At 53.5% G+C, this 14093-nt stretch carries 13 protein-coding genes and 5 tRNA genes; 12 read left to right on the plus strand and 6 right to left on the minus strand.

The window, feature by feature from the left end; all coding sequences use genetic code 11:
- Nucleotides 1–34 precede the first annotated feature (34 nt).
- From tolA to pnuC, 11 genes are all read left to right on the plus strand, one after another.
- Complete coding sequence (tolA, locus tag JZ655_RS05945; protein ID WP_207293248.1) at nucleotides 35–1267, plus strand: cell envelope integrity protein TolA; 1233 nt, start codon at nucleotides 35–37, stop codon at nucleotides 1265–1267.
- Nucleotides 1268–1400: 133 nt separating this feature from the next.
- On the plus strand, nucleotides 1401–2693 hold the full coding sequence (tolB, locus tag JZ655_RS05950) for a Tol-Pal system beta propeller repeat protein TolB (RefSeq protein ID WP_040076519.1): 1293 nt from the start codon (nucleotides 1401–1403) through the stop codon (nucleotides 2691–2693).
- A 35-nt stretch (nucleotides 2694–2728) separates the two neighbouring features.
- Complete coding sequence (gene pal / locus JZ655_RS05955; RefSeq protein WP_003858578.1) at nucleotides 2729–3250, plus strand: peptidoglycan-associated lipoprotein Pal; 522 nt, start codon at nucleotides 2729–2731, stop codon at nucleotides 3248–3250.
- 9 nt (nucleotides 3251–3259) lie between these two features.
- Complete coding sequence (cpoB, locus tag JZ655_RS05960) at nucleotides 3260–4054, plus strand: cell division protein CpoB (protein WP_040076518.1); 795 nt, start codon at nucleotides 3260–3262, stop codon at nucleotides 4052–4054.
- Between the two features lie 161 nt (nucleotides 4055–4215).
- Nucleotides 4216–4291: transfer RNA gene (locus JZ655_RS05965), tRNA-Lys, on the plus strand.
- A gap of 126 nt (nucleotides 4292–4417) precedes the next feature.
- Nucleotides 4418–4493: transfer RNA gene (locus JZ655_RS05970), tRNA-Val, on the plus strand.
- Between the two features lie 3 nt (nucleotides 4494–4496).
- Nucleotides 4497–4572, plus strand: a tRNA-Lys gene (locus tag JZ655_RS05975).
- Between the two features lie 147 nt (nucleotides 4573–4719).
- Nucleotides 4720–4795 (plus strand) — tRNA-Lys (locus JZ655_RS05980).
- 30 nt (nucleotides 4796–4825) lie between these two features.
- Nucleotides 4826–4901: transfer RNA gene (locus tag JZ655_RS05985), tRNA-Lys, on the plus strand.
- Nucleotides 4902–5233: 332 nt separating this feature from the next.
- Complete coding sequence (gene nadA / locus JZ655_RS05990; RefSeq protein ID WP_046886969.1) at nucleotides 5234–6277, plus strand: quinolinate synthase NadA; 1044 nt, start codon at nucleotides 5234–5236, stop codon at nucleotides 6275–6277.
- 35 nt (nucleotides 6278–6312) lie between these two features.
- The gene (pnuC, locus tag JZ655_RS05995) at nucleotides 6313–7032 is read left to right on the plus strand and encodes a nicotinamide riboside transporter PnuC (RefSeq protein WP_046886968.1); all 720 of its coding nucleotides are present in this window, start codon (nucleotides 6313–6315) and stop codon (nucleotides 7030–7032) included.
- Here the strand turns inward: pnuC and zitB are convergent.
- Together zitB and JZ655_RS06005 are read right to left on the minus strand one after the other, a co-directional pair.
- Nucleotides 7029–7961, minus strand: a complete 933-nt coding sequence (zitB, locus tag JZ655_RS06000; RefSeq protein ID WP_207293249.1) for a CDF family zinc transporter ZitB — start codon at nucleotides 7959–7961, stop codon at nucleotides 7029–7031. The two genes, pnuC and zitB, sit on opposite strands and share 4 nt — an antisense overlap.
- Nucleotides 7962–8075: 114 nt before the next feature.
- Nucleotides 8076–8468, minus strand: coding sequence for a YbgS-like family protein (locus JZ655_RS06005; protein ID WP_046886966.1), 393 nt, complete (start codon nucleotides 8466–8468; stop codon nucleotides 8076–8078).
- A 319-nt stretch (nucleotides 8469–8787) separates the two neighbouring features.
- Between JZ655_RS06005 and aroG the strand changes: the two genes are divergently transcribed.
- A complete protein-coding gene (aroG, locus tag JZ655_RS06010; RefSeq protein WP_040076513.1) occupies nucleotides 8788–9840 on the plus strand; it encodes a 3-deoxy-7-phosphoheptulonate synthase AroG in 1053 nt (350 codons plus the stop codon).
- A 60-nt stretch (nucleotides 9841–9900) separates the two neighbouring features.
- On the opposite strand, the gene gpmA is transcribed toward aroG, so the two are convergent.
- From gpmA to galT, 4 genes are all read right to left on the minus strand, one after another.
- Nucleotides 9901–10653, minus strand: a complete 753-nt coding sequence (gene gpmA, locus JZ655_RS06015) for a 2,3-diphosphoglycerate-dependent phosphoglycerate mutase (protein ID WP_207293250.1) — start codon at nucleotides 10651–10653, stop codon at nucleotides 9901–9903.
- 207 nt (nucleotides 10654–10860) lie between these two features.
- Complete coding sequence (gene galM / locus JZ655_RS06020) at nucleotides 10861–11901, minus strand: galactose-1-epimerase (RefSeq protein ID WP_207293251.1); 1041 nt, start codon at nucleotides 11899–11901, stop codon at nucleotides 10861–10863.
- Complete coding sequence (galK, locus tag JZ655_RS06025; protein ID WP_207293252.1) at nucleotides 11895–13043, minus strand: galactokinase; 1149 nt, start codon at nucleotides 13041–13043, stop codon at nucleotides 11895–11897. Before galK ends, galM begins: the two co-directional genes overlap by 7 nt.
- A gap of 2 nt (nucleotides 13044–13045) precedes the next feature.
- A complete protein-coding gene (galT, locus tag JZ655_RS06030) occupies nucleotides 13046–14092 on the minus strand; it encodes a galactose-1-phosphate uridylyltransferase (protein ID WP_040076509.1) in 1047 nt (348 codons plus the stop codon).
- Between the last annotated feature and the right edge of the window lies 1 nt (nucleotide 14093).

The raw sequence follows: 14093 nt of genomic DNA on the forward strand, positions 1-14093 counted from the left end.
TCTGCGTACACAAAAAAGTTTTTGGGAACCAATAGTGTCAAAGGCAACCGAACAAAACGATAAGCTTAAACGGGCGATTATTATCTCGGCGGTGCTGCATGTCATTCTGTTTGCAGTACTGATCTGGAGTTCGTTCGACGAGCATATAGATGCATCAGCAGGTGGCGGTGGGGGATCCTCCATCGACGCCGTTATGGTGGATCCCGGCGCCGTCGTTCAGAACTATAATCGTCAGCAGCAACAGCAGGCGAGTGCAAAACGTGCTGAAGAGCAGCGAGAAAAACAGGCGCAACAGCAAGCTGAGGAACTGCGTGAAAAGCAGGCCGCAGAGCAAGAGCGTCTGAAGCAGCTTGAAAAAGAGCGTTTGCAGGCGCAGGAAGCGGCGAAAGAGCAGGCACAGCAGCAGAAACAGGCGGAAGACGCGGCGAAAAAAGCCCAGGAGCAGCAGAAGCAGGCTGAAGAGGCTGCAGCCAAAGCGGCCGCAGACGCGAAAGCAAAAGCGGATGCTCAGGCTAAAGAAGCCGCAGAAGCCGCGAAGAAAGCTGCTGCAGACGCGCAGAAACAAGCTGAAGCCGAGGCGGCGAAAGCGGCCGCAGATGCGAAGAAGAAAGTAGAAGCGGAAGCGGCAAAGAAAGCCGCCGCAGAAGCACAGAAGAAAGCTGAAGCAGAAGCTGCGAAGAAAGCGGCTGCTGCCGAGAAGGCCGCGGCTGAAAAAGCGGCTGCCGCTGAAAAAGCTGCAGCTGATAAAAAAGCGGCTGCCGAGAAAGCTGCCGCAGATAAAAAAGCGGCAGCCGAAAAAGCCGCTGCCGATAAAAAAGCTGCCGCTGAAAAAGCGGCTGCCAAAAAGGCCGCTGCTGAAAAAGCCGCTGCAGCTTCGGGCGTTGACGATCTCCTGGGCGATCTAAGCTCTGGTAAGAATGCGCCGAAAACGGGCGGAGGGGCGAAAGGAAATAATGCTGCCCCGGCCGGAAGCGGTAACACTAAGAGTAACGGTGCCTCAGGCGCTGAGATCAACGGTTATGCCCAGCAGATTAAAGCTGCTATTGAGAGCCGATTTTATGATGCGTCTTCCTATACAGGCAAAACCTGTACGCTGCGTATAAAACTGGCTCCAGACGGCATGCTGCTTGATATTCAGTCCGAAGGTGGCGATCCAGCCTTATGTAATGCTGCTCTGGCAGCTGCGCGTCAGGCCAGAATGCCTAAGCCGCCGTCTCAGGCTGTGTATGAAGTCTTTAAAAATGCGCCGCTGGATTTCAAACCTTAAGGAAAATTTTCCTCGTGAAAACGGGGAAAATAGACCAGGTTTAATCACAGGGTTCTGGTAGTGTTGTCTATTTGGGTTTGTTAATATTCTGCTAAATTATCGCGGGTAATGTTACCCAGGTAAGGGAGATATGATGAAGCAGGCATTACGTGTAGCATTTAGTTTCTTAATGCTGTGGGCAGCCGTGCTGCACGCAGAAGTACGTATCGAGATCACCCAGGGGGTGGACTCGGCACGTCCGATTGGCGTTGTTCCATTCCAGTGGGCTGGCCCTGGAGCCGCGCCTGAGGATATCGGCGGCATTGTTGCGGCTGACCTGCGTAACAGCGGTAAATTCAACCCCCTGGATCGCTCTCGCCTGCCACAGCAGCCGGGTACAGCACAGGAAGTACAGCCTGCTGCCTGGTCTGCGCTGGGTATTGACGCGGTCGTCGTCGGTCAGGTAACGCCTGCGCCGGACGGTGGCTATAACGTCGCTTACCAGCTGGTGGATACCGGCGGTGCGCCAGGTACCGTACTGGCTCAGAACACTTACAAAGTGAACAAGCAGTGGCTGCGTTATGCGGGCCACACCGCAAGTGACGAAGTGTTCGAGAAGCTGACTGGCATTAAGGGTGCCTTCCGCACGCGTATCGCCTATGTCGTACAGACTAACGGCGGCCAGTTCCCGTATGAGCTGCGTGTGTCTGATTACGATGGCTACAACCAGTTCACCGTTCACCGTTCACCACAGCCGCTGATGTCTCCGGCCTGGTCACCGGACGGTTCTAAACTGGCTTACGTAACCTTCGAAAGCGGCCGTTCTGCGCTGGTTATCCAGACGCTGTCTAACGGTGCTGTGCGTCAGGTGGCTTCGTTCCCGCGTCACAACGGTGCTCCAGCCTTCTCGCCGGACGGGTCTAAACTGGCCTTTGCCTTGTCTAAAACAGGCAGCCTGAACCTGTACGTGATGGATATTGGCTCGGGTCAGATACGCCAGGTGACCGACGGTCGTAGCAACAACACCGAACCAACCTGGTTCCCGGATAGCCAGAATCTGGCCTTTACCTCTGACCAGGCCGGACGTCCGCAGGTTTATAAAGTCAATGTTAACGGCGGTGCGCCGCAGCGTATTACCTGGGAAGGTTCACAGAACCAGGATGCTGACGTCAGCACAGACGGTAAATTTATGGTGATGGTGAGCTCGGCCGGTGGTCAGCAACACATTGCTAAACAGGATCTGGTAACGGGTGGCGTACAAGTTCTGTCGTCAACGTTCCTGGATGAAACGCCAAGTCTGGCACCTAACGGCACTATGGTAATCTACAGCTCTTCTCAGGGGATGGGATCTGTGCTGAATCTGGTTTCTACAGATGGGCGTTTCAAAGCGCGTATTCCGGCAACTGATGGACAGGTAAAATCACCTGCCTGGTCGCCGTATCTGTAAATAATAATTAATTGATTACTAAAGGAATCATAGAAATGCAACTGAACAAAGTGCTGAAGGGGCTGATGATCGCTCTGCCTGTAATGGCAATCGCGGCATGTTCTTCTAACAAGAACGCCAGCAATGACCAGAGCGGCGAAGGCATGATGGGTGCCGGCACCGGTATGGACGCGAACGGCAATGGCAACATGTCTTCTGAAGAGCAAGCGCGTCTTCAGATGCAGCAGCTGCAGCAGAACAACATCGTTTACTTCGATCTGGATAAATACGACATCCGTTCTGACTTCGCTGCGATGCTGGATGCTCACGCTAACTTCCTGCGTAGCAACCCATCTTACAAAGTCACCGTAGAAGGTCACGCGGACGAACGTGGTACCCCGGAGTACAACATCTCCCTGGGCGAGCGTCGTGCTAACGCTGTTAAAATGTACCTGCAGGGTAAAGGCGTTTCTGCTGACCAGATCTCTATCGTTTCTTACGGTAAAGAAAAACCTGCAGTACTGGGCCACGACGAAGCGGCTTACTCCAAAAACCGTCGTGCCGTACTGGTTTACTAAGAGAATTGCATGAGCAGTAACTTCAGACATCATTTGATGAGTCTGTCGTTACTGGTTGGAATAGCGGCCCCCTGGGCCGCTTTTGCTCAGGCACCAATCAGTAGTGTCGGCTCAGGCTCGGTAGAAGACCGGGTCACTCAACTCGAGCGTATCTCTAATGCTCACAGCCAGCTTTTAACGCAACTCCAGCAGCAACTTTCTGACAACCAAAACGATATTGATTCTCTCCGTGGTCAGATCCAGGAAAGTCAGTATCAGCTAAACCAGGTTGTGGAACGTCAGAAGCAGATTTTGCTGCAGATGGATAGCCTGAATAACGGCGGTGCGGCAGCACAGCCAGCAGCAGGCGATCAGAGTAGCGCGACGCCGGCAGCACCAGCCCCTTCCGCAGATGCGTCCGCCTCGGGTGGCGCGCCTGTACAGAGCGGTGATGCCAATACAGACTACAATGCGGCAATTGCCCTGGTGCATGACAATGCGCGTCAGGACGATGCCATTGCGGCTTTTCAGAACTTCGTGAAGAAGTACCCTGATTCAACCTATCAGCCTAATGCTAACTACTGGCTGGGACAGTTGAATTATAACAAGGGGAAAAAAGACGATGCGGCGTTCTATTTTGCCTCCGTGGTGAAAAATTACCCGAAATCACCAAAAGCGCCGGATGCTATGTTTAAGGTCGGCGTGATCATGCAGGACAAAGGCGACACCGCGAAAGCGAAGGCCGTTTACCAGCAGGTAGTTGCGAAGTACCCCGGTACCGATGGTGCCAAACAAGCGCAAAAACGTCTTGGGTCGATGGGATGATTACCGCATGACCAGAAAACGCGTTATTTCTGGTCGTGCAGCATGAATCGTAAGCAGTTAAGTGATCTCTATCGAAATTTTTGTTGCGCAGAATTCTTAAATCAGTAATATATGCCGCCGTTGCCACGGGATATCACACTCCGTGAAAACAGCGTGAAAGTGGGTCGTTAGCTCAGTTGGTAGAGCAGTTGACTTTTAATCAATTGGTCGCAGGTTCGAATCCTGCACGACCCACCAATAATTAGGTGGACGCAGTAGTAAAGCGTGAAGGATAGCGTTGCTTTAGCAACGACCCGTAGGGCGAGGCAAAGCCGAGTCATCCTGCACGACACACCACTTAAAGTAGTTCCGGCAGTACAGAGTGGGTGATTAGCTCAGTTGGTAGAGCATCTCCTTTACACGGAGGGGGTCGGCGGTTCGAGCCCGTCATCACCCACCACTCGGGTCGTTAGCTCAGTTGGTAGAGCAGTTGACTTTTAATCAATTGGTCGCAGGTTCGAATCCTGCACGACCCACCAATTTTAATATCTTACTCAGATGTTAAACGTGTAGGATAACGTTGCGTCAGCAACGGCCCGAAGGGCGAGGCGAAGCCGAGTCATCCAGCACGACCCACCGATTTGTTGATGGGTACCGAGTAAAATCTTCGAAGTCAGCACCCGAATGGGTCGTTAGCTCAGTTGGTAGAGCAGTTGACTTTTAATCAATTGGTCGCAGGTTCGAATCCTGCACGACCCACCACTTCGAAGAGAAAGCAGTAAATCCCGCAAGGGGTCGTTAGCTCAGTTGGTAGAGCAGTTGACTTTTAATCAATTGGTCGCAGGTTCGAATCCTGCACGACCCACCAATTTTAATGTCTTACTCAGATGTTAAACGTGAAGGATAACGTTGCGTCAGCAACGGCCCGAAGGGCGAGGCGAAGCCGAGTCATCCTGCACGACCCACCCATGTAAAAAGGCGCCCTAAAGGCGCCTTTTTGCTATCTGCTATTCCATAACGCCTTCTTCTTTAAAATGCGCCTGGCAGGGTTTCCCATTTATCAATAACGCGCACCGTTGACGGTGACTTTTATTCTCAATTTCGCTATCTTGTTTAGTATACAAAACGAAATTGTCTCTCCTTCGCTTTCACACGCATATCAGAGGCAAAATTGTTAAGCCAGTAAAACGAGAAGCCATAATGAGCGTGATGTTTGATCCAGAAGCCGCAATCTATCCTTTTCCGCCTAAGCCTGCCCCGCTGACGCTGGACGAAAAACAGTTTTACCGTGAGAAAATCAAGCGTCTGCTGAAAGAGCGTGATGCGGTGATGGTCGCACACTATTATACCGACCCTGAAATCCAGCAACTGGCGGAAGAGACCGGCGGCTGTATTTCAGACTCACTTGAGATGGCGCGTTTTGGAGCCAAACATTCCGCATCCACGCTACTGGTAGCGGGCGTGCGCTTTATGGGTGAAACTGCAAAAATATTAAGCCCCGAAAAAACCATTCTCATGCCGACCCTACAGGCGGAATGTTCGCTCGATTTAGGCTGCCCAATCGATGAATTTACGGCCTTTTGCGATGCCCATCCGGACAGGACAGTGGTGGTCTATGCCAATACCTCTGCTGCGGTTAAGGCGCGAGCTGACTGGGTCGTCACCTCAAGCATTGCCGTTGAACTGATTGAACACCTCGACAGCCTGGGCGAGAAAATCATCTGGGCACCGGACCGGCATCTGGGCAATTATGTACAGAAACAGACCGGGGCCGATGTGCTCTGCTGGCAGGGGGCCTGCATTGTGCATGACGAGTTCAAAACGCAGGCGCTGGGACGTATGAAGGCCCTCTATCCCCAGGCGGCTATCCTGGTACACCCGGAATCACCCCAGGCCATCGTAGATATGGCTGATGCGGTAGGCTCTACCAGCCAGTTGATTGCTGCAGCAAAAACATTGCCACAGCAACAACTTATTGTGGCAACCGATCGTGGGATCTTTTATAAGATGCAGCAGGCGGTACCGGAAAAAGTGCTGTTCGAAGCGCCTACCGCCGGAGAAGGGGCGACGTGTCGCAGTTGCGCTCACTGTCCATGGATGGCCATGAACGGGCTGAAAGCCATTGCAGAGGGGCTGGAATCAGGTGGCGCGGCACATGAGATTCATGTTGATGCTGCGCTGCGTGAAGGCGCGCTGAAGCCGCTTAACCGCATGCTGGATTTTGCGGCTACACTTCGTCCTTAAGCATTAAATTCATAACGATACGCTCAGGGGAAAAGATGGACTTTTTTAGCACGCAAAACATTCTGGTACATATACCGATTGGGGCTGGCGGCTACGATTTGTCATGGATTGAGGCGGTAGGCACCATTGCTGGTCTGCTTTGCATCTGGCTGGCCAGTCTGGAGAAGATTGTTAACTACGCGTTTGGGCTGGTTAACGTCACACTCTTTGCCATCATCTTCTTTCAAATTCAGCTCTATGCCAGCCTGCTACTGCAGCTCTTTTTCTTTGCTGCCAATATCTATGGCTGGTATGCCTGGTCCCGGCAAAACAGCCAGCAGCAGGCGGAACTGCAGATCCGCTGGTTGCCCTTGCCAAAAGCCCTTGCCTGGCTTGCGGCCTGCGTGGTGGCGATTGGTCTGATGACGGTCTGGATCGATCCGGTGTTTGGTTTCCTCACCCGCGTAGCCGTATCGGTAATGAGCAGCATCGGCCTGAATGTCTCTATGCCTGAGCTTCAGCCGGATGCTTTCCCGTTCTGGGACTCCTGCATGATGGTGTTGTCGATCGTGGCCATGATCCTGATGACCCGCAAATATGTCGAAAACTGGCTCTTGTGGGTCATCATTAACATTATCAGCGTAGTGATTTTCGCCCTGCAGGGGGTCTACGCCATGTCGCTGGAGTACCTGATCCTCACCTTCATTGCCCTGAATGGCAGCCGTATGTGGATGAACAGCGCACGTAAACGGGGTTCTCGCGCGCTTTCTCATTAATGGTGGTGATGATGCTCATGACCGGTCTGCGCCTCATTGAGGCGGCATTCCGGTCCGCTACAGGGGCGGTACTCCATCTGGATGGTGGCGTGTGATATCTGGTAATGCTCTTCAAGGAAGTGCTGAATGCGTTCCAGCAACGCATCATGATCGTGCGGGGGAATAACCTGCACGTGCAGGGTCATAATTGGTTTCTCACCCACCATCCACACATGCACATGGTGCACATTTCTCACCTCCGGGATGGAGCGGCACAGGTTGCGCTTCAGTGCAGCGATATCCAGCGAGGCTGGCGCGCCTTCCAGCAGTTCATTTACGCTCTCTTTTAACAGTTGCCAGGCGCTACGCAACACCAGGCAGGAGACCAGCACCGAGAGGATAGGATCTATTGGCGTCCAGCCCGTCCACAGAATTATCAGCGCCGCCAGAATCGCCCCAACCGAACCCAGCAGATCGCCCAGTACGTGCAACGCCGCCGCGCGAACGTTAAGATTTTTTTCTGCGCTACCGCGATGCAGGATCCAGAACGCCAGAATATTGGCCACCAAACCGGCCACTGCCACTCCCATCATCGTCGCGCCGGCGACCGGTTGCGGGTGATAAAAGCGCTGGATTGCCTCCCAGACGATAAGTGCGGTAATGCCCACCAGCGCCAGCGCATTGACGAACGCAGCGAGCGTCGTCAGGCGCAACCAGCCGAAAGTCCGTCCTTTGCCAGCAGGCTTATGGGAAAACTGGACTGCCAGCAGTGCAAACAGCAACGCGGCGGCATCGGTGAGCATATGGCCTGCATCCGCCAGCAGCGCCAGCGAGCCAGAAACCAGCCCACCAATCACCTCAATAACCATAAAGGTGGCAGTGACTCCGAACGCCAGCATGAGTCGTTTAGCGTTATCGTCCTTTGGAGCGTGAGAGTGGGCGTGCGCCATGAAATATGTCCTGTTACTTTAATCCGGGAAGTGTAAAGTTTTTAACATGATGCCCAAAAAAGTGGCACAAAAAAGGAGAGCTTTCGCTCTCCTTTTTGCGCCGCCGGCTATCTATTACTGCGAAGTACCGTCGGTTTTACGTTCCTCAGTACTCATGTTCGGTTCAACTTTCGTGTTGGTGTCCGGACATTTGCCATCTTTACACATTGAGTTTTTGTGCACTTCATCTTTACTCATATGCTCGCCAGTCGCGGAAGTACTATTGCTGTTGGAGTGAGACATAGTGCCGCTAGCGCCGGTGTTAGTATTGCCCGTATTAATGTTGCTGTTATCAACATTATTTGGCGCAATATTCTGATGAGCATCAGGGGCAACCTGTCCTGCTTCAGCGGCGGCGTTTGCCTGGCCATTACCGCCATCTGAAGCGCTATCCGCTGCAAGCGCTGCACCGCTTGCCATTGTCAGGGTTGCTGTCAGGAATAAGGTTGCCAGTTTAGTCATTTTCATAGTGCTGCTCCTGTTCTGGTCGTTATTTGCTGGATAACTTCTTCCAACAGTGCATTCGCGAAATAAAGATTCGAATTAATGGTGAAAGATTCCAACATCACTATTTAGGTCAGTATGGAATTTTGCAAAATCTCTTCAAGAGAGTGTTTACAATTAAAAAGTCTAGGGCAGATCTCATTTTTCGCTAGATTGTGGCGTTTTTTTAGTAAATTCCAGGATTTATCTGTGCGTAGTGTAAAAGCGTGTTTACACTTCACCACAGCCGGGATAGATTGAAGGGATTGCATTCAATACCAAAAATATGTCTAGCGGAAAGAAAATGAATTATCAGAATGACGATTTACGTATTAAAGAGATCAATGAGTTACTGCCCCCTGTAGCGCTTCTGGAGAAGTTTCCCGCCACTGAAAATGCTGCCAATACCGTTTCGCACGCGCGTAAAGCGATCCATAAAATCCTGAAAGGTAACGACGATCGCCTGCTGGTGGTTATCGGACCCTGTTCCATTCACGATCCGGTGGCAGCGAAAGAGTATGCAGCTCGCCTGCTGACGCTGCGGGAGGAGTTAAAGGATGAACTGGAAATCGTCATGCGCGTCTACTTCGAAAAACCGCGTACCACCGTGGGCTGGAAGGGGCTGATTAACGATCCGCATATGGATAACAGCTTCCAGATTAACGACGGCCTGCGTATAGCCCGTAAGTTATTGCTGGATATCAATGACAGCGGATTGCCTGCGGCGGGTGAGTTCCTGGACATGATCACCCCTCAGTACATGGCCGATCTTATGAGCTGGGGTGCCATTGGCGCCCGCACCACCGAGTCTCAGGTGCACCGTGAATTGGCCTCCGGTCTCTCTTGCCCGGTTGGCTTCAAAAACGGTACCGACGGCACCATTAAAGTGGCGATCGACGCCATCAACGCTGCCGGGGCACCGCACTGTTTCCTGTCTGTGACCAAATGGGGCCACTCGGCCATCGTCAACACCAGCGGTAATGGCGATTGCCATATCATTCTGCGTGGCGGTAAAGAGCCGAACTACAGTGCCAAACACGTGGCGGAGGTGAAAGCCGGTCTGGAAAAAGCAGGTCTGCCTGCACAGGTAATGATTGATTTCAGCCATGCCAACTCCAGCAAGCAGTTTAAGAAGCAGATGGAAGTGGGGGCAGATGTGTGCCAGCAGATCGCCGGCGGCGAAAACGCGGTCATTGGCGTGATGATTGAAAGCCACCTGGTGGAGGGGAATCAGAACCTCGAAAGCAGCGAACCGCTGGTCTACGGTAAAAGCGTTACCGACGCCTGCATCGGCTGGGAAGACACCGACACCATCCTGCGTCAACTGGCGAATGCAGTGAAAGCGCGCCGTGGCTAAGCCGTCAGCGCCAATAAAAAAGCGCGGAATGCTCCGCGCTTTTTTTACGTCTGGCGAAACTTATTTCGCTTTACCCTGGTTCGCCACTGCCGCTGCTTTTGCCGCGATTTCGTCAGCGTTGCCCAGATAGTAATGTTTGATAGGCTTGAAGTTTTCGTCGAACTCATACACCAGCGGTACGCCCGTTGGGATGTTCAGTTCGAGGATCTCATCTTCGCCCATGTCATCCAGATATTTCACCAGCGCACGCAGAGAGTTACCGTGAGCGGCAATAATGACGCGCTCACCGCTCTTCAGGCGTGGCAGAATGGTTTCGTTCCAGTAAGGCACAACACGATCGATGGTCAGCGCCAGGCTTTCGGTGGTTGGCAGCTCTGCATCGGTCAGTTTCGCATAGCGCGGGTCATGGCCTGGGAAACGCTCATCGTCTTTGGTCAGCTCTGGCGGGGTCACAGCAAAGCCGCGGCGCCACTGTTTAACCTGCTCGTCACCGTATTTCTCAGCGGTTTCTGCTTTGTTCAGACCCTGCAGCGCACCGTAGTGACGCTCGTTCAGCTTCCAGGATTTCTCAACCGGCAGCCATGCCTGGTCCAGTTCATCCAGAACGTTCCACAGGGTATGGATGGCACGTTTCAGCACAGAGGTATAAGCAAAATCGAAGCTAAAGCCTTCGTCTTTCAGCAGTTTACCGGCCGCTTTTGCTTCGCCAACGCCTTTCTCAGACAGGTCCACATCATACCAACCGGTGAAGCGGTTTTCGTTGTTCCACTGGCTTTCGCCGTGACGCACCAGAACCAGCTTAGTTACAGCCATATTTCACTCCTCACGAGCATTAATTGAATGATAACAATTCTCATTATATTGCCGTGTTCATGTCAGCGGCAATCCTTAACCCTAACCATAGCGAAAATAGTCTCTCAGTGTAAGCTGCTTGTGAATTGAGGGTTATGATTTTGTCGGCAAGTGGCGCTATTTTCAGCAAAATGGGCAAAAAAAAGCCCTCCGTCAGGAGGGCCAGAATCAGTGGGCGATAAACTGATATTCCGTCAGGCTACGCCAGGTTTGGCCAGGGCGTAATACGCAGTCTGGCTGCGGCCATTCGGGGTGGTTCGGACTGTCGGGTAACAGTTCGCTCTCCAGCGCCAGGCCCTGCCAGTCGCTGTATTCGCCGTGTTCACGCGCCGGCGTACCCGCCAGGTAATTACCGGAGTAGAACTGCAGGGCAGGGGTGGAGGTATAAACCGTCATCTGCAGCTTTTTATCTTGCGACCAGAGGTGAGCGGCAGGTTGCGTGACGTCGCCCTGCGCCTGCAACAGGAAAGCGTGATCGTAGCCTTTAACCTTACGCTGATGGTCATCGCTGAGGAAATCCTGAGCGATAACCTTTGCATCACGGAAATCGAAGCTGGTGCCCGCGACGGATTTTAATCCTTCTTGCGGAATGCCCATCTCATCCACCGGCAGATAGGTATCAGCCAGCAGCTGGAGCGTGTGATGACGCACATCGCTCTGATCGCCATCGAGGTTGAAGTAAGCGTGGTTAGTCAGATTCACCGGGCAGGGTTTATCGACCGAGGCGCTGTACTCAATGGCAATGCGGTTATCTTCTGTCAGGCGGAAATGGGCGCTGGCAGAGAGATTTCCTGGGAAGCCCTGATCGCCGTCAATGGAATCCAGGGCAAAGATGGCTTCCGCGTCGTTTTGCTGCACAATGCGCCAGCGTCGTTTGTCGAAGCCCTCCGGGCCGCCATGGAGTTGGTTCTCTCCTTGGCTTGGCAGCAACGCATAGCGCACGCCGTCCAGCTCGAAGCTGCTTTTAGCAATACGGTTCGCGTAACGGCCTACCGAGGCGCCAAGATAGGCGTTCTGGGTAATATATTGCTCCGGTGACGCGCATCCCAGCAGGGTTTCACGTACGCAGCCGTCAGACATGCGAACGCGCGCTGACAGTAAGGTGGCGCCCCAGTCCATCAGCGTTACCACCATACCTGCGTTGTTACGCAGGGTGATCAGGCGGTACGGCAGTCCATCCGGGGCGAGGGTGGGGGTTTCATTTAGCACTGGCCCGCTCCTTGTGAGGCATTACAGACATAAAAGGTCTCTTTGATACCGGTTTTGGCTTCGTACTGCTCTTCAACCGCTTTTTGCACCGCAGGCACTAAGGCTTCAGGTACCAGCGCTACGATACAGCCGCCGAAGCCGCCGCCGGTCATACGTACACCGCCCTGTTCGCCGATAGCAGATTTAACAATCTCCACCAGGGTGTCAATTTGTGGAACAGTGATCTCAAAGTCGTCACGCATTGAGGCATGCGATTCCGCCATTAGCTCACCCATACGTTTCAGGTCACCCTCGGCCAATGCGGAGGCCGCTTCAACGGTGCGGGCGTTCTCGGTAAGCACGTGACGTACACGTTTCGCGACCACCGGATCCAGTTCGTGCGCCACTTTGTTGAACTCTTCCAGGGAGACATCACGCAGCGCGGACTGCTGGAAGAAGCGAGCGCCGGTTTCACACTGCTCGCGTCGGGTGTTGTATTCGCTGCCCACCAGAGTGCGTTTGAAATTACTGTTGATAATCACCACCGCCGCGCCTTTTGGTAGGGGAACGGCTTTGGTTCCCAGCGAGCGGCAATCGATCAGCAGGGCATGATCCTTTTTACCTAGCGCAGAGATCAATTGATCCATAATGCCGCAGTTGCAGCCTACGAACTGGTTCTCTGCTTCCTGGCCGTTCAGGGCAATTTGCGCCCCGTCCAGCGGCAGATGGTAAAGCTGCTGGAAAACAGTACCTACTGCGACCTCCAGAGAGGCCGAGGAGCTAAGACCGGCACCCTGAGGCACATTACCGCTGATCACCAGGTCGGCACCGGCGAAGTCCTTGTTACGTTTTTGCAGGTGTTTCACTACGCCACGAACATAGTTAGACCACTGCTGGTCCGGATGCGCCACAATCGGCGCATCGAGGGAAAACTCATCGCTCTGATTATCGTAATCGGCCGCAATAACACGCACTTTCTGGTCATCACGTTTTGCACAGCTGATTACCGTCTGGTAATCGATGGCGCAGGGCAAGACAAAACCGTCGTTGTAGTCGGTATGCTCACCGATCAGGTTTACGCGGCCCGGAGCCTGGATGACGTGAGTGGCCGGATAGCCAAATTTTTCAGCAAACAGGGCTTGGGTGTTCTCTTTCAGACTCATTGTTATTCTCCAGATTCGCGAAAATGGACATCACTCACTGCACGCAGGCGTTCTGCGGCCTGTTCTGCTGTCAGGTCACGCTGGGTTTCCGCCAGCATCTCATAACCCACCATAAATTTGCGCACGGTTGCCGAGCGCAGCAGTGGCGGATAGAAATGGGCGTGCAGTTGCCAGTGCGCGTTCTCTTCGCCGTTGAAAGGTGCGCCGTGCCAGCCCATGGAGTACGGGAAAGAGCACTGGAACAGGTTATCGTAACGGCTGGTCAGTTTTTTCAGCGCCAGCGCTAAATCGCTGCGTTGTTCCTCACTGAGTTCGGTAATGCGCAGGACGTGCGTCTTAGGCAGCAGCAGGGTTTCGAATGGCCATGCTGCCCAGTAAGGCACCACTGCCAGCCAGTGTTCGGTTTCCACAACGGTACGGCTGCCGTCGGCCAGTTCGCGCTGAACATAGTCCAGCAGCATTGGGCTGTTCTGCTCTGAATAATAGGTTTTCTGCAGGCGATCTTCGCGTTCAACCTCGTTAGGCAGGAAGCTATTCGCCCACACCTGACCGTGCGGATGGGGATTGGAGCAACCCATCGCCGCACCTTTATTTTCAAAGACCTGTACCCAGGGATACGTCTGACCCAGCTCGGCGGTCTGCGCCTGCCAGGTTTTGACGACCTCAGACAGGGCCTCTACGCTGAGTTCGGGCAGCGTTTTGCTGTGATCGGGGGAAAAACAGATCACCCGGCTGGTACCGCGTGCACTTTCACAGCGCAGCAGCGGGTCGTCACTCTGCGGCGCGTCCGGTGTATCAGTCATCAGGGCGGCAAAGTCGTTCGTGAAAACGTAAGTGCCGGTGTAATCAGGGTTTTTATCGCCCGTCACGCGAGTATTGCCCGGACACAAGAAACAGTCCGGGTCGTGCTGCGGCAGCGTCTGTTTGGCAGGGGTTTCTTGCGCCCCCTGCCAGGGGCGCTTGGCGCGATGCGGGGAAACCAGAATCCATTGCCCGGTTAACGGGTTAAAGCGACGATGCGGATGATCGACGGGATTAAATTGGGTCATG

The organism is Leclercia pneumoniae, assembly GCF_017348915.1.
Taxonomy (GTDB): Bacteria; Pseudomonadota; Gammaproteobacteria; order Enterobacterales; family Enterobacteriaceae; genus Enterobacter; species Enterobacter pneumoniae.